We start from the raw sequence: 26,191 nt of genomic DNA on the forward strand, positions 1-26,191 counted from the left end.
GGCTCGGAGGAACGCCCGGTGAACGAGACCACCGCCGCCCGGCCTTCGCCGTTCGCTCGCGTGATGACCGTGCTCCAGCGGCTGGGCCGCTCCCTCATGCTGCCCATCGCCGCCCTGCCCGCCGCCGCCCTGCTGCTGCGCTTCGGCCAGCCCGACATGCTCGGCTCCAACGGCGCCGAGCCGGGCGGCCTGGCGGACGTGGCCGGGTTCGCCTGGATGAACCAGGTCGCCGAGGTGCTGGCCGCGGCCGGCGCGGCGCTGTTCGAGAACCTGCCGTTGCTGTTCGCCGTGGGAGTGGCGATCGGCTTCGCCCGCAAGGCCGACGGCTCCACCGCCCTGGCCGCCGTGGTCGGCTACCTGGTCTTCGACCGGGTGACCAAGGTGATGTTCTTCGGCTCCGACATCCGCGACACCGTCCTCATCAAGGAGGCCCAGGCCCAGGGCATCAAGGAGATCATCAACTACGGCATGCAGAACCCGACCAAGGTCCTCGGCGGCATCGTCATGGGCCTGGTCGCCGCCCTCCTCTGGCAGCGCTTCCACCGCATCAAGCTGCCGTCCTGGCTGGCCTTCTTCGGCGGTCGCCGATTCGTCCCCATCATCACCTCCATCGTGGCCCTGCTCCTCGGCGTGGTCTTCGGCTGGCTCTGGCCGGTGATCGGCGAGTGGATCCGCCACGCCGGCGAGGCCCTGGCCGCCATCGGCCCGATCGGCACCGGCATCTACGGCCTCATCAACCGCCTGCTCATCCCCCTCGGCCTGCACCACTTCGTCAACTCCGTCGTCTGGTACGTGGTGCCGCAGTGCGAGGTGGGCGGCCGGGTGCTGGGCGGGGACTGGAACTGCTACTTCGGCGGCGCCCCGCACGCCGGCCAGTTCATGGCCGGCTTCTTCCCCGTCATGATGTTCGCCCTGCCCGCCGCCGCCCTCGCCATGTGGCGCGCCGCCCCACCCCACCGCCGCGCCACGGTGGGCGGCATCATGCTCTCGGCCGCCCTGGCGTCGTTCGTCACGGGGATCACGGAGCCGATCGAGTTCGCCTTCATCTTCGTGGCCCCCCTGCTCCTGGTGGTGCACGCCATCCTGACCGGCCTGGCCATGGCCCTGACCACCTTGATCGGCGGACAACTGGGATTCGGCTTCTCCGCCGGCCTGCTCGACATGCTCCTGAACGCCAGCAAGTCGAACACCCAGAATTTGCCCGGGATCCTGATCTTGGGGGTGATTTACGGCGTCGTCTACTACGCCGTCTTCACCTTCCTCATCCGCAAACTCAACATCCTCACCCCGGGCCGCGAACCCGAACCCGACCTCGACTCAGGCGAAACCTAGCCCCCAACCCACACCCCCACCCCAAGCCGCTCCACCCACCGGCAGAGACGCCCCACGGCCGCGCCCGGCGCCCACCAACGGCGAGACGGCGGCACCCACCACAGCCCAGCCTGGGACGCCATAAACGGGACGCCCACGCAGCCCCACGACCACCGCGCCACGGACGACACGCCCTCCCAGCCCCCGACCACCGCCCGGCCGAACGCCCCGCGAGCGAGCCCCCACAAGCCCCAGGCCACCCCGCCGCAGCGCCATACCGCCGCCCCACGTGCCTCGCCCCGCCCTCCAAAGCGCCGCGTCGGCAGAGACGCCCCACGGCCGCGCCCGGCGCCCATCAATGGCGGAGCCCACTCGCACCCCGAAAAAGGGCCGACCACCACCCCACTACACGCATGCCCAAAAGGGTTTGGGGCACCCGCAACCCAGCCAATCACGTCCGGAATAGCCACCCACCCCCACCCCAAGGGGATCCAACTTCCAAAAATCTTCTCCATCAAAGACAGACAAACCCAGCCACCCCCAGGAGAAGTTGGCGGCATTTGTATTCCTGGCCCAGACCGAAAACTCCTTATAACGATTCTTTCTTCGTCCAAGAATTTGGAGGATGCGTGTCAACAACCCCCCGCATCGGCGTCACCCCCACCCCCGAACCCCCCTACGACGAAGAGCAGCCGACATCGGAAATCGCACCCCCGGAAATCCACGGCACCCTGGCCCTGGACCCCCACCCCCTCGTATGGGGCCCGCCGGGATCCATCCCCGATGAGCGCAAGCTGCGCCACCTCGGCCAGGCGCTGGCAGAGGTGCTCGCGGGCCGCCGACCGCCGGAGACCGTGGCCGACAAGCTCACAGCTCGCGCCTACCGAGAGCTGGTCCAGGCAGGCAAGATGATCAGGACCAGCCGCCCCCCGTTCGCCGGCAGCGTGCACGTCAAGGAGCCCAGAGACGGTGCCGTGGAGATGTGCATGCTGGTGCACTGTGGCGACCGCAACCGCGTCCTGGCGATACGGCTCGAACGGAGGGGCGCCCAATGGCTCTGCACGGACTTCGAAACGGCGTAGAAAAAGGCATTTAAAGAGCCCAGAAAAGACATGGCAGAAAAAAGAGACCCCCACACGAGGTGGGGGTCTCAAAAAGAAGCGTCAGGCGGCGTTCTTGGGATCGCCGTGGCAGCGCTTGTACTTCTTGCCCGACCCGCACGGGCAGGGCGCGTTGCGCTCCACGTTTCCGTACGCGGCCCGCTCCGCCGAAGTGGTGCGGACGCGGGTGTGCTCGACCTCGCCCTGCTCGCCGGGCGCGGAGTATTCGAGCTCGGCCGGACGCTCAGGCCCGCGCAGCCCGCGCGCGATGATCGAGCGGGTCTCCGCGATGGCCGCGTCCTCCTCCTCGACGATCGGGTTTTCCTGCACCTCCACCTCGAGGTTGAACAGGAACCCGACCGAGTCCTCCTTGATGCCCTCGAGCATCGCGGCGAACATCTCGAAGCCCTCGCGGGCGTACTCGATCTTGGGGTCCTTCTGCGCGTAGGCCCGCATGCCGATGCCCTCGCGCAGGTAGTCCATCTCGTACAGGTGCTCGCGCCACTTCCGGTCGAGGACCGAGAGGATCACGCGGCGCTCCAGGTCGCGCGTGGTCTCGGGGCCGAACTCCTCCTCGCGCCTGGCGTACGCCTCGAGCGCGTCGGCCTTGACCTTCTCGGAGATGAACTCGGCGGACAGCTCTTCGCGAGAGCCGGCCTCCTCGATGAGGTCCTCGATCCTGATCGAGATCGGGTAGAGCTCCCCGAACGCCTTCCACAGCTTGTCGAGGTCCCACTCCTCGGCGAAGCCCTCGGACGTGGCGCCCTGCACGTAGCCGTCGATCACCTCGCCAACGAAGCCGCGCACCTGCTCGTGCAGGTCGGCGCCCTCCAGCACGCGGTGGCGCTCGGCGTAGATGACCTTGCGCTGGCGGTCCATGACCTCGTCGTACTTCAGAACTTCCTTGCGGATCTCGAAGTTCTGCTGCTCGACCTGGTGCTGGGCGGAGGCGATGGCCTTGGAGACGATGCCCGACTCGATCGGCTGGTCGTCGGGGATCTGCAGCCTGGTCATGATCATCTCGACCCTGGCCGAGTTGAACAGGCGCATGAGGTCGTCGCCGAGCGACAGGTAGAACCGCGACTCACCGGGGTCGCCCTGACGGCCGGAGCGGCCGCGGAGCTGGTTGTCGATGCGGCGCGACTCGTGGCGCTCGGTGCCGAGAACGTAGAGGCCGCCGAGCGAGGTGACCTCGTCGTGCTCGGCCTTGACCGCCGCCCTGGCCTTCTCCAGCGCCTCGGGGTAGGCCTTCTCGTACTCCTCCGGCGTCTCGACCGGGTCGAGGCCGCGCTGGCGCAGCTCGAGGTCGGCGCGGAACTCGGAGTTGCCGCCGAGCATGATGTCGGTGCCTCGACCGGCCATGTTGGTGGCGACGGTGACCGCGCCCTTGCGCCCGGCCTCGGCGATGATCGACGCCTCACGCGCGTGGTTCTTCGCGTTGAGCACCTCGTGCTGCACGCCGCGGCGCTTGAGCGCCTTGGACAGCCGCTCAGACTTCTCCACCGAGGTCGTGCCGACGAGCACCGGCTGGCCGGCCTCGTAGCGCTCCTTGATGTCCTGGACCACCGCGTCGAACTTGGCGTCCTCGGTCTTGTAGACCACGTCCGCCTGGTCCTTGCGGACCATCGGCCGGTTGGTCGGGATCGGGACGACACCCAGCTTGTACGTCTGGTGGAACTCGTTGGCCTCGGTCGCGGCCGTACCGGTCATTCCGCTCAGCTTGGTGTAGAGGCGGAAGTAGTTCTGCAGGGTGACCGTGGCGAGAGTCTGGTTCTCGTCCTTGATCTTCACGCTCTCTTTGGCCTCGATGGCCTGGTGCATGCCCTCGTTGTAGCGGCGCCCGTGCAGGATGCGGCCGGTGAACTCGTCGACGATCAGGACCTCGCCGTCGGCGACGATGTAGTCCTTGTCCTTCTTGAACAGCTCCTTGGCCTTGAGCGCGTTGTTCAGGAAGCCGACGAGGTGGGTGTGCTCGGGCTTGTAGAGGTTGTCGATGCCGAGCCAGTCCTCGACCTTCTCGACACCGGCCTCCAGGATGCCGACCGTGCGCTTCTTCTCGTCGACGATGTAGTCGCCGGTGCTCTCCTCGCCCGGGTTCTTCGCCTCGACGCCCCTGCGCAGGCGGGGCACGATCTTGGCGAACTCCTGGTACCACTTGCCCGACTGCTCGCCGGGGCCGGAGATGATCAGCGGCGTACGGGCCTCGTCGATCAGGATGGAGTCGACCTCGTCGACGATCGCGAAGTTGTGGCCGCGCTGCGCGCACTCCTCGAGCGACCACGCCATGTTGTCGCGCAGGTAGTCGAAGCCGAACTCGTTGTTGGTGCCGTACGTGATGTCGGCCTCGTACTGCTTGCGCCGCTCGTCGGGCTGCTGGCCGGCGACGATGCAGCCGACCTCGAGGCCGAGGAACCGGTGGATGCGGCCCATGGTCTCGGCGTCACGCTTGGCCAGGTAGTCGTTGACCGTGATGACGTGGACGCCCTTGCCGGAGATGGCGTTGAGGTACGCCGGAAGCGTACAGGTGAGAGTCTTGCCCTCACCGGTCTTCATCTCCGAGATGTTGCCCAGATGGAGGTTGGCGCCGCCCATGATCTGCACGTCGTAGGGCCGCTGGCCGAGCACGCGGCGGGCCGCCTCGCGCACGGTCGCGAACGCCTCGGGAAGCAGATCGTCGAGCGTTTCACCGTCTGCATGGCGCTGCTTGAACTCATCCGTCAGCGCACGCAACTCCGCGTCGGACAGGCTCGTGAAGTCGTCCTCGATGGAGTTGACCTGGTCTGCGATCCGCTTGAGCTTGCGCAGGATCTTACCTTCGCCGGCACGTAGGATCTTGTCGAGAATGGCTGCCACTTTATGTAAAGCTCCTCGCAGGTCTACCCCGGCGGCGCCGCCAGGAGGAGAGGCCGAGACAAACTTCCCCGTTGCCATCGTAGGCGGTTCCGCAACCAGACACAGCCACCGTGACGACGAGGGCGCAACACCCATCTGGGAGAATGGGTCAAGGCAGAGGGTATGCCGGTTGAGAGCCGGCTCGCACCAATAAGCGCGATAACCGGCAAAGGAAGGATTAATCATGGTTGAGGGGAAGAAGTCGGAGCATACGGAGAATCTCGGCAGCCACGCCGGGCGCGCGTCATCGTGGCTGGCGGTGACGGTGATGCTGGTGGGCACGGTGGTGGCCGGCTTCGGCCTCACGGCCGCCAACTGGACGCTCGTCTGGATCGGCGCCGGAGTGTTCGTCGTGGGCGGCGTCCTGGCCCTTGTCTTCGATATCTTCACCGACGTCGTGATCGACGCGCCCCGCGTGGGCATGCACGCTGAAGATCACCGCTGACGCACGCTTCACCGGGCGGGCACCCACCCACGGGTGCCCCGCCAGCTCCCATCTCCCACGCTCTGTGCGCCGCCGGTGACCGGTTCTCCCACACCGGCCGCGAGCACCTCGAAGCCGCCGACCTTGGCCTTTCGTAATAGACGAGCACAATCCCCGTAACGACGAGCCCGCCGCGCGTGTCGGGCGGGGATGAGGGGTTGCGTACGGGGCGTACGAGCCACAGGCCGGACCGTACGAGCCACAGGGCCGGACGTACGGCGCTGGGGGCCTTGAGGCCTGCTACGGGCGCCGTCGCCTGCCGCCCGGCCGCTCTCAGGCGGCATCGGCGGGCCCGATCGGCGTCGGCGGGGCAAGACGGCTGGCGTTGACGGCGGGCAGACCGGACGCCGTGACGCCGTGACGCCGTGACGCCGACCGGACGCGGTGACGCCGACCAGACGCGGTGACGCCGACCGGACGCGATGGCGCAGACGGTCGAGGACCGGGCGATATTGACGAGCGGCCCGCCGGGCGGGGATGGCGGCGAGCCGGGGGCGCCTGGGGTGGGCTGGCGGCAGTCCGGGCATTGGCTGGCGGCAGTCCGGACGTTGGCTGGTGGCGGGCCAGGTGTGGGCGGTGCCAGCTAGCGGGCGATGGGCGACCTCCACTGCCGACGGGCACGGGTGACGTCGACAAGGCGTCAGGCGGGCGCGGAACACATCGGCGCAGGACACATCGGCGCAGGACACATCCACGCGGGACACATCCACGCGGGACACATCGACGTGGTAGGCATCGGCGGGGGCGGTCGGTGTTGGTGGGGCCGGTGGCGTTGGCGGTGGGTGGGCCGGGGCGCGGATGGCGGGGGGTGTGCCCAAAGGGTGGGGCGGGCGGGGATGTTTTGTCGGTGGCCGTCGCTACATTGCTCGCATGCATCGCCATACGCAATCGCAGCCATGACCGGCACCATCGACCTGACCCTCGACGAGGCGCGCCGGATCATCCTCCGCTCCCAGGGCATGATCGGCGCCGAAGCGCGCAAGGGCGGGGCGCACGCGATGCTGCGCAGGCTGGGCGCCGTGCAGCTCGACACGATCTCAGTGCTCGCCCGCTCCCACGAGCTGGTCGCCTACGCCCGCCTGGGCGCGGTGGGACGGGCCAGCATCGAACGGGCCTACTGGCACAACCCCGCCCAGAGCTTCGAATACTGGTGCCACGCCGCCTGCATCCTGCCCGTCGAGCACTGGCCCCTCTACTCGTTCCGGCGCCGGGCGTACCGTAAGCGGCGCTACCGCTGGCACGAGGTCCCCGACGGGGTGGACAAGCTGCTCGAGCAGGTACGCGAGCAGGGCCCGCTGACGACCTCGGACGTCGGCGGGGCCAAGAACGGCGGCCCGTGGTGGGACTGGTCCGACTCCAAGATCGGCCTGGAGTGGCTGCTCGACATCGGCGAGCTGGTCTGCAGCCGCCGCGTCGGCTGGCGGCGCGTCTACGACCTGGCGGAACGCGTGGTCCCAGCGGAGCTCCTGGCCGACGACCTCTCCGACGAGGAGTGCGTCGTACGCCTGGCCGCCGTGGCGGGCCGGTCCCTGGGCGTGGCCAACAGGACCGACCTCATCGACTTCCTGCGCCTGAAGGGCGAGTACGCCGCCATGCTCGACGAGGCCCTGCGCAGCGGCGCGGCGGGCCTCGTGCCCGTGACGGTCGCGGGCTGGCCGGGCAAGAAGGGCTCCCCCAACGCCTGGGCGGACCCGGCGGCGCTGGAGTCCGAGCCGCGCGGGCGCCATCGCACGACGCTGCTGTCGCCGTTCGACTCCCTCATCTGGCACCGCGGCCGCACCGAGCGCGTCTTCGGCTTCCAGTACACGCTCGAGCTGTACGTCCCCAAGCACAAACGGGTCCACGGCTACTTCACGATGCCCGTGCTGGCGGGCGGCCGGCTGATCGGCCGCGTCGACCCGGCCCGTGAGGGCAGCACACTGGTGATCCGGCAGCTCCACCTGGAGCCGGGCCTGTCGCCCGCCAGGTGGGCCGACGCCCTGGCGGACGCCCTGTGGTCTGCGGCGGAGTGGGTGGGCTGCGATTCCGTACGGGTCGAGCACGCCGATCCGCCCGAGCTCGTCCCGATCCTGAACGCCGCCGCCACCGCCCGATAGCACCCCAGCACGACGGCGCCAGACGGGCGGGCGCGGGTAGCGAGCGCGGGTAGCTGCCTATCTCCCGGCTGCCCAGATGGGGGCGGGGGTGAGACGGCTTACGGGCTACGGTGGCGGGCGCGAGTGGGTGCCCGCCTCCAGACCGCCCAGATGGGCGCGGGGGTGAGACGGCTCGCGGGCTACGGTGGCGGGCGCGAGTGGGTGCCCGCCTCCAGGCCACCCAGGTGGGCGCGGGAGTGAGCCTGCCTCCAGGCCGCCCAGTTGGGCGCGGGAGTGACGGCTTGCGGGCGGCGATGGCCGTGCCTGTCCCTTGACCGCCCAGGTGGGAACGGGGGCGGCACGACCGCCGGGGCGTGGGTGAATGCCCGCCCGGATGGGAACCGAGGGGACGGGATCTCGCGGGCGGCGGTGGTTGCCCTGTCCCCTGCCTGGCCGCCCAGACGAGGAACCGGGGCGACGCGGCCTCCGGGGCGTGGGGACTGACTGTCCCTGACAGCCCGGACGGGAAACAGGGGACCCGGCCATCGCGGGTGGCGATGGCTACCTGGCCCTGAGCCGTCCAGGTGAGAGCCGGGGTGAGGCTCCCCGCATGGACGGCTAGGTGATCTCCAGCATGCGTTCCCGCACCGCGTACACCACGGCCTCCATCCTCGAGTGCAGTTGCAGCTTGTCGAGGATGTTGCGTACGTGGTTCTTCACGGTGTTCTCGGAGATGAACAGCTGCTTGGCGATCTCGCGGTTGTTCATCCCCTTGGCCACCAGCCGCAGGACCTCCATCTCGCGATCGGTCAGGCGGGGGACGGGGAGCTGGGGAGGGCGCTCGGACTCCTTGCGGCTCATGTTCTGGAATTCGCTGATGAGCTTGGCGGCCATCGCCGGGTTGATTAAGGACTGGCCCTCGTGCACGCCGCGCACCGCGGCCGGCACGTCGTTGATCTGGACGTCCTTGAGCAGGTAGCCGGTGGCGCCTGCCTTGATGGCCTCGAAGAGGTCTTCTTCCTCGTCGCTCACCGTCAGCATGATGACGCGCGTGCTCGGGACCGAGGCCTTGATGCCCTTCGTGGCCTCGATCCCGTCCTGCCGTGGCATACGCACGTCCATGAGCGCGATGTCGGGCATGAGGCGGTTGGCCAACTCGACCGCCTCCTGCCCGTCGCTCGCTTCGCCGACCACCTCGATGTCGGGCTCAGCGGCCAGCGCGAGAGCCAGGCTCCGCCGGATCAGCTCGTGATCGTCAACGATCAACACGCGGATCGGCTCGGTCGCTGGGGTACGGACCTCGCCGGACTCGGTCACGAGGCCTCCTTGATCCGCCTCGCGACAGCCTTCGCTTCGCTTCGCTCGCTCATCTGAACCTGACTGAGCTCGCTCACGTCTCCTCCTCGTCGGGGGGCCAGAGCCGTTGAACCGCAATGATGGCACGGGAGCCGCGGTTCTCGGGTGGTCGAGAAGATCTTTTAGCGCGCGATCATGGCTCTACGAGCCGCAACACGCCGTAGTTGTAGCCGCGTCTGTTGTAGACCACGCACGGCTGGCCGCTCTCCTTGTCACGGAACAGGTAGAAGTCGTGCCCGACCAGCTCCATCTCGAGGAGGGCCTGGTCGATGGTCATGGGTTCCGCTTTGTGGAACTTCTCTCGGACGACGAGCGGCCCTTCGCCGTCCATCTCGATCGGGACGATGTCGTCGTAGCGCTGGTCGCGCTGAACCTGCTCGTCCTCTTCGGCCTCGGCGGGGGCGGTGGCCTCCCGCGGGGCCAGGTCCGCGACGTCGGGGAGTGCCGCGGTGATCTCCGCCACAGAGGGCGGGCAGTGGTTGCCGTGGTGGACCTTGCGCCGGTCGGCCAGCCGCCTGAGGCGGCCTTCCAGCTTGTCGAGGGCCATGTCGAGGGCTGCGAATCGGTCGTCGGCCGAGGCTTCGGCGCGGATGGCCGGTCCTCGAGAGTGAATGGTGAGCTCGACGCGCTCGCGCTGGTCAGCGAGGCGCGGATTGCGTTCTTTCGACACCTCCACATCGACTCGGATGAGTTTGTTGTCCAGACGTTCGATCCTGGCCAGCTTGGTCGTCACTTGGTCACGGAACCGATCACTCACACCTGTGTGCCGGCCCTTGACGATGATGTCCATGCAACAGCCCCCCTTCGGTCTAGCGACTGAGCAAGAGCGCCCGACGACGTGCCTGTCGGACGGGGTCTGCTGTCTGCCTTTCTGTCACCGTTACCCTCTTCCGACTCTGCGTCACCGGGAACTCGGTTGGCACCCGTCCGGCCGACCTGGTCTTCGACCCCACATCCGCCTGCTGAGGGTTTCGCAGCTCTGTTGCCACTACTGCCCTTCTCTTCTGGCGAGGGACATCTGGACCCTCGGGAAGGCAGGACTTACCCCTAAGCCGCACCGTGATCGGTCGACAAAGAGTCGCCTTACGTGGACCGTTTTGCCTGCGGCTGGCATCGGCTAGCAGAGTCGGGGACCCCGACCCTGCGCAACCACGGACCCGAACGGGTGCCATGTCAGAACGCTATCCGCATCCTGCGCGAATGTCAGCCGGAGGATCGGCCAAAGGATCACGTACCGTGATTTTCCCGAGGTCCTCATGCTCTCCCAAATGCCCTATTTAACCGGTCGGCAACCCTTATGAGGATGGAGCTCCCGCCCACTGAGCAGCCCCGCCGCCCCCGTGAGGGAAGTGACATGTGGCCTCGTGGTGAGGATAGCGATGTGGATCTTTCTTTACTCACCGTAACCGTAATCCTTTTCAAGATCTTCGGCGTGTCGCGGCCACGGTCGCGGCGAGCGGCACTCGCACCCCCGCCGAGCTCAGCGCCCTGGCGGCCTCCACGAGGGTGGCCCCGGTCGTGACGATGTCGTCCAGGAGCACCGCACAGGCCGCTGGAGGGCCTTTCGCGGCCCGCCGCACCTGGAGTGACCCCGCGAGGTTGGAGCTCCTCTCGGCGGAACTCAGCCCCGCCTGGTCGGCCACCCGCCGCGCCTGGCCCAGCGCCGGCCAGGCCTCGGCCCGCAGGCCCCACGCCCGCAGCCGACCGGCGGCCAGCACCGCCAGCCGGCCGACCGGGTCGTGGCCCCGGTGCCGGCGCGTCCGCCGCGCGCTCGGCACCGGCACCACCGCGAACCGCCCGCCGGCCCAGGGTGCCTTCGCGCCGTTGACCGCCGTCACGACGGTGAACGCCACGGCCTCCGCCAGCACCTCCGCCAACGTCACCGCGCCCCGCTCCTTGTACGCCACGACCGCCCTGCGCACCGCGCCCTCGTACGGTGCCGCCGACCAGCAGTCGGGCAGGCCGTCCGGCACGGGCTCGGGCAACCGCCTGGCGGACGCGCCGACGAGCTCGGCCTGACAGCCCGCGCACCACCGCGCACCACCGGCGGCGCACCCGGCGCAGGACTGCGGGAGGACGAGGTCGAGCACGGCGGTCAGCACGCGTGCCAGGATGCCGCCCGCGACCGACAATTTCCGTCCGGGCCGACGAGCGGCCGGCCCGGGGAGAGACGAGCGGCTAACCCAGGGGGAAGAGCGGGGTGCTGGCGCCGGATTCGATCTTGGTGGTCCAGGACTGCCGGTCCTGGCCGAGCTCCATGATCTGGTTGCCCTTGGCCGTCTTCGCCTCCGCCAGCACGCGGTCGTTCACCGCGGCCACCGCCGCGAGCGGCTCCTTCAGCGGCACTCCCTCGATCTCCCCGTCCCCCACGTTGATCTCGTTGAGCACCTGCCCCGCCTGGCCCTCCACCAGCACCAGCAGGTGCTCGTCATCCTCCCAGGCCACGTCGAGGATCTTGTTTCCCCCCTCGGTGGTGGTCAGGGCCTGGAAGTTGCCCAGCATCATCCCCGCCGCCCCGCCCGTGAGCGCGCCGATCTGGACCGTGTTCTGACCGGTGGTGACCGCCACCCGCACGCCGTCCCTGGCGATCCTGAGCCGGGTGACGTCCAGCCCGGTCAGCTTGGGCGCGGAGATCCGCTGGGGTCCCTTCCCGCTGAGCGGGTCGTACCGGAGCAGGGCGGCGTTCGTCTGGTCGTAGGTCCACAGGGACCCGTCGCGGTGCCACGTGGGCGGGGTCAGGGTGCCCTGGATGACCTCCTGCCAGCGCCCCGACTGCGTCAGCGCCGCCACCGAGATGCCGGTGGAGGTCTGGGCGGCGACGTACCCACCGTCCTTGGACAGGGCGAAGCCGTGGAAGCCGTCGCGCTCCTGCCCCGCCGGACCCGGCACGCTGCCCGCGGGCCCGTCCTTGCTCATGTAGTGGACCGCGCCCTTGCTGATGTAGTACGCGGCGTCGCTGGTGGCGTCCAGCCAGTCGTCGTCGGAGTCGGGCCGGTCGATGGAGTAGGACTCCCCGTTCACCTGGATCTCGATGACGCGGCCCTTGGCGATCTCGTTCTTGTTCAGGCTGTACCTGATCTGGGCCCGCAGGGAGTCCTCGGCGCCCAGGTCAAGGGTGTCGAGGGGGCCGGAGAGGTTGATCACCACGCGGTCCTCGCCGGACCTGATCGACTCGACCTTGGTGTCGAGCGGGAAGCTCGTCGTCACCGCCCCCTGCAGGGCCGAGGTGGGGCTCTTGAGCAGGCGCTGCAGGATGGTCTGCGCGTACGTCTCCGTCGGCTTCAGCCGCAGGCGCACGCGGTCCACGACCAGCGTGTTCGGGCTGTTGCCGTTCAGGTAGTAGAGGTTCGTGGCCCGGTACGCGCGGCTCACGTCGGAGTCGGTGAGCAGCAGCCCGTTGGGCAGGCTCTTGACCAGGTAACCGCCGCCTTCGGCCTTCACGAGCTCGAAGGAGTCCACCCAGGGACCGGCGGTGGGGGCGTACGAGTCGTCCTCCTTGATGCGCGCCACCCACCGGCCCTTGACCGTGACCTTCTCCACCGGCTCCGTCGCCTCGCGCTCGGTGGGAGGCACGATCTCGAACGCGTCGTCGACCACCGTCACCGGCCCCGAGGCGCTCCACTTCGCCCGCGCCTCCTGGGTCAGGTACTGGGGCAGGATGGTCGGGTCGTCGGCGTAGGCGGCCATGGCCGCCTGCAGACCCCTGATCGTCTGCTCCTCGTTCCAGGTCTTGTCGGGCGGGAAGGCGATCATGCGGTGGAACGGCTTGCTCAGCGGGTCGCCGCTGCCGGCCTCGTTGACGGTGATGGGACCGGTCACGGGGATCACGGTGCAGCCGGAGCCCGCGCAGACCACCGCGACCCCGATCACGAACACCGCGCCGAGCCGCCACACCCGTTCACGCCGCCTAGTCGTCGTCATGGTCGGCCCCGTCCGCCGAGGCCGGCAGCAGCACCGGCGTCATGGCCGTACGCCACGTGCGCCGCATCTCGATCTCCGGCGGCACCAGCGACAGCGGCGAGCCCTTCAGATCGGCCCCGGCCGTCCTCGGCAGCGTCAACCTGAACTGCGAGCCCTCCCCCGGCTGTCCCCAGGCCTGCAGCCAGCCGCCGTGCAGCGTGGCGTCCTCGCGCGAGATCGCCAGCCCCAGCCCGGTGCCGCCGATCGTCCGCGCCCGCGACGGGTCGGCCCGCCAGAACCGGTCGAACACCATCGTGTCCTCGCCGCCCTTCAGCCCGATCCCGTGGTCGCGCACGGCGACCGCGACCGCGTCCCGGTCGGCGCCGACGGTGACCACGATGTCCCTGCCCTCGCCGTGCTCGATGGCGTTGAACAGCAGGTTGCGCAGGATCCGCTCGACCCTGCGGTTGTCGATCTCGGCCATGCACGGCTCGTTCGGCAGCCGGAGCTCGAAGCGGGTCGTGTGCCGCTCGGCCAGCGCCTCGGAGTCGGCGATGGCCCGCAGCACCACGTCGCGCACATCCACGGGGTCGAGGTCGAGCGTGGCGGCGCCGGCGTCGTAGCGGCTGATCTCCAGCAGGTCTGCCAGCATCGACTCGAACCGTTCGAGCTGGGCCTGCATGAGCTCCGCCGAGCGGGAGGCCATCGGGTCGAAGTCCTCGCGGGCGTCGTAGAGCAGGTCGGCGGCCATGCGCACGGTCGTCAGCGGCGTGCGCAGCTCGTGGGAGACGTCGGAGACGAACTGCCGCTGGACCTGCGAGAGCTCCTCCAGCTGGTGGATCTTCAGTGCCAGGTTGGCGGCCATCTCGTTGAACGAGTTCGCCAGGCGGGCCAGGTCGTCCTCGCCGCGAACCTTGAGCCGTTCGTCCAGTTTGCCGGAGGCCAGGCGCTCGGCGGCCTGGCGCGCCAGCCGCACGGGAGTGACGACCTGGCGGGCGACCAGGTACGCGATGGCGGCGAGCAGCAGCACGAGCCCGAGGCCGACCACGACGATGGCCAGCCGGACGTTGGACAGCAGCTCCTCTTCGTCCGTGAACGGGAAGAAGTGGTAGACCTCGTAGCTCTGGCCGCTGGAGGGCACGTGCACGGTGCCGCCGACCACGTACGTGAGCCGGGGCTGGCTCTCGCCGGCGAACTTGATCTTCTCGATGGACCCGACGGTCTTCTTCTGCACGTTGTGCCGCAGGCTCTCCGGCACGTTGGACGGCACGACTCCCCCGGACGCCCGCGACTGGCCGGGGATCGCCTGGTTGAGTATCAGCACGTCGTAGCGCTTCTTGGAGCCGTTCTCACCCGATCCGGTGACGATGTCCATGACGTCGTCGAGCGGGTTGGCCGAGCCCTTCTTGCCGCTGTCGGCGGGCTTGGTCGGGTCGTCGGTCTCGGGCGCCAGCGCGTCGGCGATCTGGAGGCGGTCGGCGAAGGCCTCGCTGGCGGAGGAGCGCTGGCTGCTCTGCACGACCGACCGGTTGATCTGCTCGGACAGGAACGTGCCCAGCACGACCACCACGATCACGGAGATCACCAGCGTGCTGGTGACCACCTGGAGCTGGAGCGAGCGCCGCCACACGCTCCGTGTCCTGCCTGCCGCACGGCGCACCCGCCGGCGAACGCCGCCCAGAATCTGGCGGAATGTCCGTCGGCGGAAACGCTTCTTCTTCGCCGGGGGCACGGCAGGTCGGGACGTGGACTAGGCGGGGCCGGCTTTGTAGCCGACGCCGCGGACCGTCACCACGATCTCGGGGTGCTCGGGGTCCTTCTCGATCTTGGCCCTGAGCCGCTGCACGTGCACGTTGACCAGCCGCGTGTCGGCCGCGTGCCGGTAGCCCCAGACCTGCTCGAGCAGGACCTCGCGGGTGAACACCTGGCGCGGCTTGCGGGCCAGCGCGACCAGCAGGTCGAACTCCAGCGGCGTGAGGTTGATCGTCTCCTCGCCCCGCTTGACCGAGTGCCCGGCCACGTCGATGGTGATGTCGCCGATCTGGAGGATCTCGGGGGTCGGCTCATCGGTGCGGCGGAGCCGCGCCCGCACCCGGGCCACGAGCTCCTTCGGCTTGAACGGCTTGACGATGTAGTCGTCGGCCCCGGACTCCAGCCCGAGAACGACGTCGATCGTGTCGCTCTTGGCCGTGAGCATGACGATCGGAACCCCCGACTCAGCCCTGATCCTGCGTGCGACGTCGATGCCGTCCGCCCCCGGCAGCATCAGGTCGAGCAGGACCAGATCCGGGCGTGTATCCCGGAACGCATCGAGGGCCTTGTCGCCGTCGGAGACAAAAGACGGCTCGAAGCCTTCCCCTCGCAGGACGATCCCCAGCATCTCGGCGAGAGCGGCGTCGTCATCGACGACCAGCACGCGACCTTTCATGGCCCCTCATTCGTTCTACGCATTGTGGGACATACCCGCACGATCGCTGAAGGTTACCCTTGGTGGGCCCATGGGTGTGACATGAGCCATGCAAAAGGCGAATTTTAGGTCCGCCCCCCGCGACCGCAATCTCAAGTCTGCGGTAACAGAGCAACTTTCTGCCATCCCCTGGACGTGAACCTCGACCGGATTCTCCGTCGAATACGGCAAGGATGAGACGGCGAATGCGCTCAGCGACACCAATGCCCCGTTCAGCATGCCAGGATTGGGATATGTCAGACGGTCACGGTCCCCCGCCCGAGACGCCATCAGGCTGGTCGGCCGAACAGCCCCCGCCCTACAGCGCCCCGCCGGCCTCCCCGTGGACCGCGCCAGGCGCGCCACAGCAGATGCCCTACGGGCAGCCGTACGGGGAGCCCCTTCAGCAACAACAGCCACTGGGACCCGGGCCCCAAACACCCTATCCGCCCTATCCGCATCCTCAGCCCGGTTACGGCTACGCGCCGCCACCACCGGCGCTGAGACCGGGCATCATCCCGCTGCGCCCCCTGGGCCTCGGTGACATCCTCGACGGCACGATCAAGCTGATCCGGTCCAACCCGAAGGCGGTGCTCGGCCTGTCGGCCGTCGCCGCCCTGCTCGCCTCCGTGCCCGTGGCCGTCGGCCAGGCGTTCGTGCTCGACTCCATGAGCGGCGCGTTCACCGACCCCGAGAGCGCGTACACCTCCTCCGACCAGCTCACCAGCGTGTACGGCCTCGCCGCCCAGTACGGCGGCACGCTCGTCTCGTACATGGTCCAGTTCGTCGTGGTCACGCTGCTGACCGGCGTGCTGACCAGGATCCTCGGCCGCGCCGTCTTCGGCGGCACCATCACCGCCGGGGAGGCGTGGCGGCTCGTCAAGGGCAGGGCGCCCGCGCTGTTCGGCGTCGTGGCGCTGATGGCCGTCATCATGCTGGTGCCGCTGGTCGTGATGGTGCTGCTCATCGTGGTGGTCGCGTTGAACGTCTCCTCCGGCGCGGCAGGCGTGGTCCTCGGGCTGACCTTCCTGTTCATGATCGCCTACCTCGGCTACTACCTGTTCTTCACGACCCGCTTCGCCTTCGCCTCTCCCATCGTGGTGCTGGAGGGCAGGGGGGCGATCGAGGCCATGCGGCGCTCGTGGCACCTGGTGACCGGCGACTTCTGGCGCGTCTTCGGCATCCTGCTGCTCACGTCCCTGCTGGTCGGGCTCGTGGCGGGCGTCCTGTCGGTGCCCTTCACGCTGGCGGGCACGCTGTTCGGCATGTTCGGCGCGGGCTCGGTGGCCACCACCGTCGTGTCGGCCGTGCTCATCGCGCTCGGCGGCACGCTCGGATCGATGCTCACCTATCCGTTCCAGGCCGGGGTCGCCGGCCTGCTCTACGCCGACCGGCGCATGCGCAGCGAGGCGTTCGACCTCGTGCTGCAGACGGCGGCCATCGAGCAGCAGCGCCAGGGATGGGTGCACTCCTCCGCGGACGAGCTCTGGCACCCCTCCAACTCCGCCAGGCCGTGAGCCCGATCGACAGGGAGGAGGCCGCGCGCCGGGCCGCGGAGGAGCTCCTCAAGCCTGCATACGAGAAGGAGTCCCTGCTCGACCTGATCTACCGGCGGGTCATGCAGTTCCTCGGCGACCTGGTGGACACGGCCGCGGGCGGGGGCGCCGCCGGAGGGGTCATCGCCTCCGTGATCATCGTGCTGGTCATCCTCGCGCTGATCGTGCTGATCTCGTGGCAGCTCCGCAAGGCCAGCCGCAAGAACGCGCTCGCCGTGGGCGGGCTGTTCGGGGAGCGGGTGATGACGGCGGCCGAGCACCGGGCGGCGGCCGCCGGGCTGGCCGCCGAGCAGCGCTGGACCGAGGCCGTCCAGGAACGGCTCCGCGCCATCGCCCGTGACCTGGAGGAACGCGCGCTCGTCGACGGCATGCCGGGGCGCACGGCCGACGAGCTGACCAGTGAGGCGGCACTCTCGCTGCCCGGCTTCGCCACGAGGCTGGCGGCTGCCGCCCGGTCGTTCGACGACGTGACGTACGGCGGTGTGGCGGGCACGCGGGAGGCGTACGAGGAGATGGCCGACCTGGACGAGCAGCTCCGCCAGGCCCGCCCGGTCCCGGTCGGGGCCGGCGCGGCGGCCACGGCCTGGACCCCGGTCGGCGCGGCCACGGGCGAGCGGCCCGGGACGGGCGGGACCGCATGAGCGTCCTCACGCGCCCCGCCGACGGCGCGTCGTACTCGACCTCGCCCACCGCGCGCTCCACCTGGCGCGGCAGCCGGATCATCGTCCTGCTCGGCCTCATCGTCGTGCTCATCGCGGTCGCGGGCGTCCTGTTCGGCCCGGAGCGGGGCCCGTCGCGGGCCCTGGATCCCGACGACACCACTCTGGCGGGCTCCAAGGCGCTGGCCGAGGTGCTCAGGTCACGGGGCGTCACGGTGGACCGGGTCGACTCCGTGGAAGCCGCCGCCGCCAAGGCCACGACCGGCAACCGGCTGCTGCTGATCACCGACATGTCGTACTTCGACGAATACAGCCTGACCCGGATCCAGGGCGACCGGCTGATCGTCGGCGACCTCCCCGGTCTCGACGCGCTCGCCCCCGGCGTGCGCAGCGAGCCGGCCCCGGCGCGCACGCGCTCGCGCGAGCCCGAGTGCTCGCTGCCCGCCGCCCGGGCCGCGGGGAGCGCCTACCTGGGCGGCGCCGTCTTCCGCGGCCCCACCGGGGCCACCGGCTGCTACCCGGCCGGCGACGGATACACGCTGGTCAGCTTCCCGCAGGCGGGCGGCGTGACCACGGTCGTCGGCGACGGCGGCTTCATGACCAACCAGCGCCTGGCCGAGGACGGCAACGCCGCGCTCGCGCTCAACCTGATCGGCACCGGCAGGCCCGTGACCTGGCTGGTCCGCCCCGCGACCCCGCCACCCGTCGCCGAGCTTCCGGGCGAGCGGGGCAAGTCGATGTACGACCTCATGCCCGAGAGCATCCGCTGGACCGTCTACATGTCCCTCATCGCCCTGGCTCTCACGGCGTTCTGGCGGGGCAGGCGGCTGGGCCCCGTGGTGACGGAGAAGCTGCCGGTCATCGTGCGGGCGGCCGAGACCGTCGAGGGCCGCGGCAGGCTCTACCGGGCCAGGCGCGCGCGGCAGCGGGCCGCGGAGTCGCTGCGCGAGGGCACGATCGACCGGCTCATGCCCAGGCTGGGGCTCGGATCGGGGGCCGGGCCGAACGAGGTCGTCGCGGCGCTCGCCGCCCGCACCGGCCAGGACGCCCACCAGGTCGGCGCGGCGCTCTACGGGCCGCCGCCGGTGGACGACGCCGGGCTCGTCGGGTTGGCCGGATATTTGGACTTCATCGAAAGGCAGGTCAGTGAACTCTGAGGAGACGTTCCGCGTCCCGAGCTCGGGCGACTCGGCGAGGGAGGCGCTGGGCGCGCTGCGCGCCGAGGTGTCCAAGGCCGTGGTCGGCCAGGACGCGGTGGTGACGGGGCTGGTCATCGCGCTGCTGTGCAGGGGGCACGTGCTGCTCGAAGGCGTGCCCGGCGTGGCCAAGACGTTGATGGTGCGCACGTTGTCGGCCGCCCTGTCCCTTGACTTCAAACGGGTGCAGTTCACGCCGGACCTGATGCCTGGCGACGTGACCGGCTCGCTGATCTACGACGCGAAGACCGCGGAGTTCGAGTTCCGCGAGGGGCCGGTGTTCACGAACCTGCTGCTCGCCGACGAGATCAACCGCACCCCGCCGAAGACCCAGGCGGCGCTGCTGGAGGCGATGGAGGAGCGGCAGGTCAGCGTCGAGGGCGCGGCGCGGCCGCTGCCCGACCCGTTCGTGGTGTGCGCGACGCAGAACCCCGTCGAGTACGAGGGCACCTACCAGCTTCCCGAGGCCCAGCTCGACCGGTTCCTGCTCAAGCTGACCGTGCCGCTGCCGCCGCGCGAGCAGGAGATCTCCGTGCTCGAACGGCACGCCCGCGGCTTCGACCCGCGCGACCTGAGCGAGGTCAAGCCCGTCGCCACGGCCGACGACATGGCGGCCGGGCGGGAGGCGGTCTCGAAGGTGCACGTGGCGCCCGAGGTGCTCGGCTACATCGTGGACGTGGCCCGCGCCACCAGGAACTCGCCGTCGCTGCAGCTCGGCGTCTCGCCACGTGGCGCCACGGCGCTGCTGGCGGCCTCGCGGGCGTGGGCGTGGCTGTCCGGGCGCCCGTACGTGACTCCTGACGACGTCAAGGCGCTGGCCAGGCCCGCGCTGCGGCACCGGATCCAGCTCCGGCCGGAGGCCGAGCTGGAGGGCGCGACCGCCGACGGCCTGCTCGACGGCATCCTGGCCTCCGTACCGGTCCCGCGCTGATGGCTCTCACGGGACGTGCCGGGCTGGTCGCGGCGATCGGGATCGTCGTGGTGCTGCTGGCGCCGCAGCCCGGGGCCGCGCTGGCCGGGGTCTGCCTGCTGCTGGCCGCCGCGATCGTGGTGGACCTGGTGTTCGCCGGCGCGGTGCGCCCGCTGAGGTTCCACCGTTCCGGCGACACGCTCGTACGGCTCGGCCAGCGGGCCACGGTCGAGCTGATCGTCGAGAACCCGGGCCCCCGCCGGGTGCGCGGCGCGCTCAGGGACGCCTGGCCGCCGTCGGCGGGCGCCACACCGCGCGTCGCCGACCTGAACGTGCCCAAGGGCGAGCGCCGCAAGATCGTCGTGACGCTCGCCCCGACCAGGCGCGGCGACCGCTCGTCCGTGGCGGTCACGGTGCGCTCGGTCGGGCCGCTGGGCCTGGCCGCCCGCCAGGGCAGCCACCAGGCGCCCTGGTCGGTACGCGTGCTGCCGCCGTTCCTGTCGCGCAAGCACCTGCCGTCCCGGCTGGCCCGGCTCCGCGAACTGGACGGCCAGCACCCGGCGCTGGTGCGCGGTCAGGGGACGGAGTTCGACTCGCTGCGGGAGTACGTGGTGGGCGACGACGTGCGCTCCATCGACTGGCGGGCCACGGCACGCCGCCACGACGTGGTCGTACGCACCTGGCGCCCGGAACGCGACCGCCGCGTGCTGATCGTGCTCGACACCGGCCGCACCTCGGCGGGCCGGGTGGGCGACGCGCCCATCCCGATGGCCGGGGCCACCGCGGGCGGCGCCGGTCTGCTCGTACGGCCGGATCCGCGGCTGGCGCCCGGCTGGCCGCGGCTCGACTGGTCGATGGACGCCGCGCTGCTGCTGGCCGCGCTGGCCGCCAGAGCCGGTGACCAGGTCGACTTCCTCGCCTACGACCGGGCGGTGCGCGCCTGGGTGAGCGGGGCGTCACGCACCGAGCTGCTGTCGTCGCTGGTCAACGTGATGGCGCCGATCGAGGCGGAGCTGATCGAGGCCGACTCGCAGGGCATGGTCGCGGCCGTCCTGTCGCGGGCCAAGCGGCGCTGCCTGGTCGTGCTCCTCACCGACCTCAACGGGGCGGCTCTGGACGAGGGGCTCATGCCGGTGCTCTCCCAGCTGTCCTCGCGCCACCTGGTGCTGGTGGCCGGGGTGTCGGACCCCCGGGTGGCGGCCATGGCGGGGCGCCGGGCGTCGGCCGAGGAGGTGTACGACGCGGCGGCGGCCGAGCACGCCCAGCTCGAACGCCGGCGCATCACGGCCCGGCTGCGGCGGCACGGAGTGGAGGTCGTGGACGCGCCCCCGGAGGACATCGCCCCCGCGCTCGCGGACGCGTACCTGGCGCTGAAGGCGGCCGGGCGGCTGTAGGGCCTGGACCGGGGGTCAGGCCGTCGGGGCGACGTCCGGGGCGCGTTCGAGGTCGCCGGTCTCGTTCTGGCGCAGGGCACGGCGGCCGAAGGCGATCACGTACAGCAGGAAGCCCACCTCCGCGAGCGCGCCGATGCTCACGCGCGCCCACGTCGGCAGCCCGGACGGCGTGACGAACGCCTCGATCAGGCCCGACACGAACAGCACCACGACCAGCCCCAGCGCCACGCTCATCACCGCCCGGCCCTGCTCGGCCAGGGCCTCCGTCCGCCGGCGCGGCCCCGGGTCGATGACCGTCCAGCCCAGGCGCATCCCGACCGCCGCCGCCAGGAACACGGCGGTCAGCTCCAGCAGCCCGTGCGGCGTGATCAGGCCAAAGAAGATGTCCAGCTTGTCGCGGGAGGCCATGAGACCGCCGGAGACGCCGACGTTCGCGGCGTTCGAGTACAGCACGTACGGGATCGGCAGGCCGAGCAGCACCGAGTAGATGATCGTCTGCGCCGCGACCCACGCGTTGTTCACCCACACCTGGCTGGCGAAGGAGGCGGCCGGGTGCTCGGAGTAGTAGTCGGCGAAGTCGTGGTCGACGAGCTGGGCGATCTCGTCCGGCGAGCCGATCGTCGCCTGGACGTCGGGGTTGGCCGCCACCCACGCGCCCATCACCCACGCGACCGCGATGAACGCCACCGTGCTCCCCAGCCACCACCACCGCGCCCGGTAGGCCACCACGGGGAACGACACCGTGAAGAACCTCACCAGCTCCCGCCAGGCGGGCGTGTGCGCCCCGGTCACCGCCGACCTGGCCCGCGCCACCAGCGCCGACAGCCGCCCGGTCAGCATCGCGTCCCTGGACGAGGAGCGCACGATGGACAGATGGGTGGACACGCGTTGATAGAGGTCCACCAGCTCGTCCACCTCGGCACCCGTCAGCGACGAACGACGCTTGACCAGATGATCGAGCCGGTCCCACACGGGGCGGTGAGCTGTGACGAACGCATCGATGTCCACCCGAACATTCTGGCCGCTCAAACACCAGTACATAGCCGTTAGGCTCCACATATGTCTGAGGTTGTGACCGGCGACGCGGTCGTCGTCGAAGTGCGGATCGCCCAGATGCCCTCGCGCGCGCTGGCGATCGTCATCGACATGGCCGTGCAGTTCACGGTGCTGATCGCCGCCTATGCGATCTTAGGCGCGTTCTCGGTCATCTCGGACTCGGCCATGTTCGGGGCCGCGATGATCGTGTTCGTGGTGCTGGTGCTGGTCGGCTACCCCGTGATCTTCGAGTCGCTGACCAGGGGACGCAGCCTCGGCAAGCTCGCGCTCGGGCTCCGGGTGGTCAGCGACGACGGCAGTCCCGAGCGCTTCAGGCAGGCGCTGTTCCGCGGCCTGGCCGGGGTCGTGGAGTTCTGGATGCTCTCCGGGGCGCCCGCGCTGATCGCGTCGCTGGTCTCGCAGCGGGGCAAGCGGCTCGGCGACGTCTTCGCCGGCACCATCGTGATCTCCGACCGGGCTCCGCGCGACTCCGGGCAGCTCATCGTGATGCCGCCGCCGCTGGCGGCCTGGGCGGCGACGCTGGAGCTCTCCCAGCTCCCCGACGAGGTGGCGCAGGCGGCCCGGCAGTACCTGTCGCGGTGGCACGACCTGTCGCCGCAGGTCCAGCATGAGATGGGGGTGCGGATCGCGACCCAGACGGCGTCCTTCGTCTCGCCCGCGGCGCCCGCCGGGGTGCCGCCGCACGCGTACCTGAGCGCCGTCCTGGCCGAGCGCCGCAGGAGGGAGCAGGTACGTTTCGCGCAACGCGCCGCCAACGGCCGCCCGCCCCAGGCTCCCTACGCACAGCCGGGGCCGTACCAGCCCCAGCCGCCTTACGCGCAGCCAGGCCCGTACCAGCCTCAGCCCCCGGCGTCCTACCAGCCGCAGCCTCAGCCCCGGCCCCCCGCGCCGGAGCCGCCGAGGGCGACTCCGGGCGGGTTCGCGCCGCCTCAGTGAGAGCGGCGCACAGGGACGGAATCGGTCACCAGTTGCGGTACGACTCCTGGGTCTGCACGTTCAACCGGTCGGTGCGGACGTGCCTGGCGTTGTTCGTGAGCGGGTCGGTGACCTTGACGACGTCGAGGCCCTCGTGGAAGTCGGCCGCGTAGATGTAGCCGTTGTAGTAGTACGCGGACCAGATGCCGCCGCCACCGCCGGCCGAGCGCGGGCCGCGCTCGAAGTAGCCGATCTCCCTCGGGTTGGCCGAGTCGGTGAAGTCCCACACCGACAGCCCGCCCATGTACCAGGCCTGGACCATGATGTCCCGGCCCTTGACGGGGATCAGCGAGCCGTTGTGCGCGACGCAGTTCTCGCTGTCGGCCTGGTAGCGCGGGATCTTGAAGTAGCTCTTGAACGTGAACTGCCCGTTCGAGATGTCGTAGATCGCGTCCGCGCCGCGGTTCGGCCCGGTGGCCTCGTTGCAGGTGGCCCCGCCGCCGCCGCCGAGCTCGTCGGTGAAGACGACCTTCTTGGCGTCGTTGCTGAAGGTGGCCGAGTGCCAGAACGCGAAGTTCGGGTCCGTGGTCCTGGCCGTGACCTTCGGGTTCAGCCGGTCCGAGATGTCGAACAGCACGCCGTCACCCATGCACGCGCCCGCCGCGATGTCCTTCTCGGCGTAGGCGGTGATGTCGTGGCAGCCGCTGGTCGGCAGGAGCAGGCCGGGCTGGGTCTCATTGCCGCCGTCGGGGAAGACCACCGGGGTGGCCGCGACCGCCGCCGCCGTCGGGTTCCTGAGCGGCACCTTGATGATCGAGAGCTTGTCGTGCGGCGGCTGGCAGTCGGGGAACGTGGCGTTCGGGTTGTAGGACGAGACGTAGATGTAGACGTTCTTGTTCCGGTCGCGGCCCTTGCCCGGCACCAGGGTCAGGGTGTGGGAGCCGCAGTTGGTCTCGACCGACTTGATGTACTTCGGGTTGGCCTTGTCGGAGACGTCGAAGATCCGGACGCCTTCCCAGGCCTCCTTGTGGTCGGCGGTCAGCGCCGTGCTGTTGCACGAGTCGTCGCTGCGCGAGGAGTCCACGGCGGTGAACAGCAGGTCGCCGTAGACGCTGACGTCCATCTGGGAGCCGGGGCAGACGACCGAGCTGACGGGCTTGGCCTTCTTGGGGTTGCTGATGTCGTAGATCGAGAAGCCGCCGTAGTTGCCGACGTAGGCGTAGTCGCCCTGGAAGGTGATGTCGGTGTTGATGGTGCCGGCGATCGGGGCGGGCTTGGGGATGTTCAGCACGTGGGTCACGTTGGGGCTGGTGACCACGGCGTCGGGCGGTGGGATGTCGGTGGCCAGGGCGGGAACGCTCGTCAGCGCTAACGCGACGGCGGCCGCGGCCATGACGAGGGCACGGCGCGGATTGAACACTCCGAGACTCCTTATCGCATATGTCTGGATAAGTGAAAACGGCGAGGACCCGGTCGGGGCCCTCGCCGCCTGGGGATCAGTGGCCGTATTCGGGATACGACGTCTGGGTCTGCGCGTTGAGTGAGCGCATCTTGACGCCGTTCGCGCGGTTTGTCCGCCAGTCGTTGATCTTCAGCACGTCCAGGCCCAGGTTGAAGTCGGACCCGTAGATGTAGCCGTTGTAGTAGTACGCGGACCAGAAGCCGCCGCTGAGCGCCGGCGCGGTGTTGTCCGGGCCACGCTCGAAGAACGCGATCTCCTGCGGGTGGGCCGAGTCGGTGAAGTCCACCACCGAGATCCCGCCCTGGTACCACGCCTGCACCATGATGTCCCGGCCCTTGACCGGGATCAGCGAGCCGTTGTGGGCCACGCAGTTCTCGGTGTCGGCCTGGTGGCGCGAGATCTTGAAGTAGCTCCTGAACTGGAGCTGCCCGTTCACGATGTCGTAGTACGCGTTGGCGCCCCGGTTCGGGCCGATGGCCTCGTTGCAGGTCGCCCTGGTCCCGCCGCCGAGCTCGTCGGTGAAGATGACCTTCGTGCCGTCGTTGTTGAACGTGGCCGAGTGCCAGAACGCGAAGTTCGTCTCGTCACGCACGGTCGCGGTGACCTTGGGCTGCTCGGGGTTGCGGATGTCGAGCAGGATGCCGTCGCCCATGCAGGCGCCGGCGGCGATGCCCTTCTCCGGGTAGGCCGTGATGTCGTGGCAGCCGGTGGTGGCGGACTTCCCGTTCGGGTACGGCTGCTGGACGCCGCCGTAGCCGCCGTCGGGGAAGAGGTTCGGCGTGGCGATCACGGTCGCGGCCGTCGGGTCGCGCAGCGGCACCTTGATGATCGAGATCAGGTCATGGGGCGGCTGGCAGTCGGGGAACGAGGCGTTCGGGCTGTAGGAGGAGACGTAGATGTAGACGTTCTCGCCCTTGCGGTCGGGCACCAGCGTGTTCGTGTGGGAGCCACAGTTGGTCTCGACCGACTTGATGTACTTCGGGTTGGCCTTGTCGGAGACGTCGAAGATGCGGATGCCCTCCCACGACTCCTTGACCGACGCGGGCTGCGAGGTGCTGTTGCACGAGTCGTCGTTGCGGGAGGAGTCGACGGAGCCGAACAGTAGGTTGCCGTAGACGGACATGTCCATCTGGCCACCGGGGCAGACGACCGAGCTCACCAGCGAGGTCCGCTTCGGGCGCTTGATGTCGTAGATCGAGAAGCCATAGTAGTTGCCGACGTACGCGTAGTCGCCTTGGAAGGCCATGTCCGTGTGGATGTCGGCCAGGGCCTCGGGCTTGGGCACGTTGGTGACGTGTTGGATGTTGGGACTCATGACGATCTCGCCAGGAGCCGGGATGTCCGCGGCCTGAGCCGGTAAGACAACGCCGGCCATCGCCACGACCGCCGTGACCAGGGTGAGGGCCCTGCGGAGGGAGAACACTAGGGATCCTCCTATAAAGGGAGCATAAATCTACGCCATCCTCGCGTTTCCCCCCT

General features: G+C 69.7%; 20 protein-coding genes. 10 read left to right on the forward strand and 10 right to left on the reverse strand.

Features of this window, described 5'->3' with window-relative positions; all coding sequences use genetic code 11:
• Positions 1–18 precede the first annotated feature (18 nt).
• Both ACWEPL_RS07940 and ACWEPL_RS07945 read left to right on the forward strand, forming a co-directional pair.
• Complete coding sequence (locus ACWEPL_RS07940; protein WP_452435539.1) at positions 19–1,332, forward strand: PTS transporter subunit EIIC; 1,314 nt, start codon at positions 19–21, stop codon at positions 1,330–1,332.
• Between the two features lie 608 nt (positions 1,333–1,940).
• A complete protein-coding gene (locus ACWEPL_RS07945) occupies positions 1,941–2,393 on the forward strand; it encodes an Rv3235 family protein (RefSeq protein WP_350728416.1) in 453 nt (150 codons plus the stop codon).
• An 81-nt stretch (positions 2,394–2,474) separates the two neighbouring features.
• On the opposite strand, the gene secA is transcribed toward ACWEPL_RS07945, so the two are convergent.
• Positions 2,475–5,264 carry a preprotein translocase subunit SecA gene (gene secA / locus ACWEPL_RS07950; RefSeq protein WP_452435540.1) on the reverse strand — a complete coding sequence of 930 codons (2,790 nt, stop codon included), beginning with the start codon at positions 5,262–5,264 and terminating at the stop codon, positions 2,475–2,477.
• A 223-nt stretch (positions 5,265–5,487) separates the two neighbouring features.
• Between secA and ACWEPL_RS07955 the strand changes: the two genes are divergently transcribed.
• Together ACWEPL_RS07955 and ACWEPL_RS07960 are read left to right on the forward strand one after the other, a co-directional pair.
• Positions 5,488–5,748: an HGxxPAAW family protein gene (locus ACWEPL_RS07955; RefSeq protein ID WP_350728414.1), complete on the forward strand. Its 261-nt coding sequence runs from the start codon at positions 5,488–5,490 to the stop codon at positions 5,746–5,748.
• Between the two features lie 935 nt (positions 5,749–6,683).
• Positions 6,684–7,883, forward strand: coding sequence for a winged helix-turn-helix domain-containing protein (locus ACWEPL_RS07960; protein ID WP_452435541.1), 1,200 nt, complete (start codon positions 6,684–6,686; stop codon positions 7,881–7,883).
• 597 nt (positions 7,884–8,480) lie between these two features.
• Here ACWEPL_RS07960 and ACWEPL_RS07965 read toward each other — a convergent pair.
• The 6 genes from ACWEPL_RS07965 to mtrA all read right to left on the reverse strand — a co-directional run bounded on the left by ACWEPL_RS07965 (position 8,481) and on the right by mtrA (position 15,546).
• Positions 8,481–9,179, reverse strand: coding sequence for a response regulator transcription factor (locus ACWEPL_RS07965; protein WP_350728412.1), 699 nt, complete (start codon positions 9,177–9,179; stop codon positions 8,481–8,483).
• Positions 9,180–9,351: 172 nt separating this feature from the next.
• Entirely contained in the window at positions 9,352–10,008 is a 657-nt protein-coding gene (gene hpf / locus ACWEPL_RS07970; protein WP_363962490.1) for a ribosome hibernation-promoting factor, HPF/YfiA family, read from the reverse strand.
• A 628-nt stretch (positions 10,009–10,636) separates the two neighbouring features.
• On the reverse strand, positions 10,637–11,320 hold the full coding sequence (locus ACWEPL_RS07975; protein WP_452435542.1) for a ComF family protein: 684 nt from the start codon (positions 11,318–11,320) through the stop codon (positions 10,637–10,639).
• Between the two features lie 76 nt (positions 11,321–11,396).
• Positions 11,397–13,139, reverse strand: coding sequence for an LpqB family beta-propeller domain-containing protein (locus tag ACWEPL_RS07980; protein ID WP_452435543.1), 1,743 nt, complete (start codon positions 13,137–13,139; stop codon positions 11,397–11,399).
• Positions 13,126–14,850 (reverse strand): MtrAB system histidine kinase MtrB, encoded by a 1,725-nt coding sequence (gene mtrB / locus ACWEPL_RS07985; protein WP_452435544.1) that lies wholly within the window; start codon positions 14,848–14,850, stop codon positions 13,126–13,128. The genes ACWEPL_RS07980 and mtrB overlap by 14 nt, the downstream gene beginning before the upstream one ends.
• A gap of 18 nt (positions 14,851–14,868) precedes the next feature.
• Positions 14,869–15,546, reverse strand: coding sequence for an MtrAB system response regulator MtrA (gene mtrA, locus ACWEPL_RS07990; RefSeq protein ID WP_043620615.1), 678 nt, complete (start codon positions 15,544–15,546; stop codon positions 14,869–14,871).
• Positions 15,547–15,818: 272 nt separating this feature from the next.
• On the opposite strand from mtrA, the gene ACWEPL_RS07995 reads away from it, so the two are divergent.
• Genes ACWEPL_RS07995 through ACWEPL_RS08015 form a run of 5 tightly spaced genes read left to right on the forward strand, consistent with a single transcriptional unit; the run spans position 15,819 to position 21,279 of the window.
• The gene (locus ACWEPL_RS07995; protein ID WP_452435545.1) at positions 15,819–17,081 is read left to right on the forward strand and encodes a glycerophosphoryl diester phosphodiesterase membrane domain-containing protein; all 1,263 of its coding nucleotides are present in this window, start codon (positions 15,819–15,821) and stop codon (positions 17,079–17,081) included.
• Positions 17,078–17,761 carry a DUF4129 domain-containing protein gene (locus ACWEPL_RS08000; protein WP_363962485.1) on the forward strand — a complete coding sequence of 228 codons (684 nt, stop codon included), beginning with the start codon at positions 17,078–17,080 and terminating at the stop codon, positions 17,759–17,761. The genes ACWEPL_RS07995 and ACWEPL_RS08000 overlap by 4 nt, the downstream gene beginning before the upstream one ends.
• A complete protein-coding gene (locus ACWEPL_RS08005; RefSeq protein WP_452435546.1) occupies positions 17,758–18,936 on the forward strand; it encodes a DUF4350 domain-containing protein in 1,179 nt (392 codons plus the stop codon). Before ACWEPL_RS08000 ends, ACWEPL_RS08005 begins: the two co-directional genes overlap by 4 nt.
• Entirely contained in the window at positions 18,926–19,906 is a 981-nt protein-coding gene (locus ACWEPL_RS08010) for an AAA family ATPase (protein WP_363962484.1), read from the forward strand. Before ACWEPL_RS08005 ends, ACWEPL_RS08010 begins: the two co-directional genes overlap by 11 nt.
• The gene (locus ACWEPL_RS08015; protein ID WP_452435547.1) at positions 19,906–21,279 is read left to right on the forward strand and encodes a DUF58 domain-containing protein; all 1,374 of its coding nucleotides are present in this window, start codon (positions 19,906–19,908) and stop codon (positions 21,277–21,279) included. The genes ACWEPL_RS08010 and ACWEPL_RS08015 overlap by 1 nt, the downstream gene beginning before the upstream one ends.
• A 15-nt stretch (positions 21,280–21,294) precedes the next feature.
• On the opposite strand, the gene ACWEPL_RS08020 is transcribed toward ACWEPL_RS08015, so the two are convergent.
• Positions 21,295–22,287 (reverse strand): stage II sporulation protein M, encoded by a 993-nt coding sequence (locus ACWEPL_RS08020; RefSeq protein ID WP_452435548.1) that lies wholly within the window; start codon positions 22,285–22,287, stop codon positions 21,295–21,297.
• Positions 22,288–22,338: 51 nt separating this feature from the next.
• On the opposite strand from ACWEPL_RS08020, the gene ACWEPL_RS08025 reads away from it, so the two are divergent.
• Positions 22,339–23,271, forward strand: coding sequence for an RDD family protein (locus ACWEPL_RS08025; protein ID WP_363962483.1), 933 nt, complete (start codon positions 22,339–22,341; stop codon positions 23,269–23,271).
• Between the two features lie 25 nt (positions 23,272–23,296).
• On the opposite strand, the gene ACWEPL_RS08030 is transcribed toward ACWEPL_RS08025, so the two are convergent.
• Positions 23,297–24,643: an LVIVD repeat-containing protein gene (locus ACWEPL_RS08030; RefSeq protein ID WP_449894678.1), complete on the reverse strand. Its 1,347-nt coding sequence runs from the start codon at positions 24,641–24,643 to the stop codon at positions 23,297–23,299.
• A gap of 103 nt (positions 24,644–24,746) precedes the next feature.
• Positions 24,747–26,135, reverse strand: coding sequence for an LVIVD repeat-containing protein (locus tag ACWEPL_RS08035; protein ID WP_449966974.1), 1,389 nt, complete (start codon positions 26,133–26,135; stop codon positions 24,747–24,749).
• Positions 26,136–26,191: the final 56 nt, after the last annotated feature.

Source organism: Nonomuraea sp. NPDC004186 (genome assembly GCF_053603495.1).

Bases quoted from the DNA above. Each gene is read 5' to 3' on its own strand.
- ACWEPL_RS07955 (WP_350728414.1), top strand. From the start codon at position 5,488: ATGGTTGAGGGGAAGAAGTCGGAGCATACGGAGAATCTCGGCAGCCAC.
- ACWEPL_RS07960 (WP_452435541.1), top strand. From the start codon at position 6,684: ATGACCGGCACCATCGACCTGACCCTCGACGAGGCGCGCCGGATCATC.
- hpf (WP_363962490.1), bottom strand. From the start codon at position 10,008: ATGGACATCATCGTCAAGGGCCGGCACACAGGTGTGAGTGATCGGTTC.
- ACWEPL_RS07980 (WP_452435543.1), bottom strand. From the start codon at position 13,139: ATGACGACGACTAGGCGGCGTGAACGGGTGTGGCGGCTCGGCGCGGTG.
- mtrA (WP_043620615.1), bottom strand. From the start codon at position 15,546: ATGAAAGGTCGCGTGCTGGTCGTCGATGACGACGCCGCTCTCGCCGAG.
- ACWEPL_RS07995 (WP_452435545.1), top strand. From the start codon at position 15,819: ATGTCAGACGGTCACGGTCCCCCGCCCGAGACGCCATCAGGCTGGTCG.
- ACWEPL_RS08005 (WP_452435546.1), top strand. From the start codon at position 17,758: ATGAGCGTCCTCACGCGCCCCGCCGACGGCGCGTCGTACTCGACCTCG.
- ACWEPL_RS08015 (WP_452435547.1), top strand. From the start codon at position 19,906: ATGGCTCTCACGGGACGTGCCGGGCTGGTCGCGGCGATCGGGATCGTC.
- ACWEPL_RS08025 (WP_363962483.1), top strand. From the start codon at position 22,339: ATGTCTGAGGTTGTGACCGGCGACGCGGTCGTCGTCGAAGTGCGGATC.
- ACWEPL_RS08030 (WP_449894678.1), bottom strand. From the start codon at position 24,643: ATGGCCGCGGCCGCCGTCGCGTTAGCGCTGACGAGCGTTCCCGCCCTG.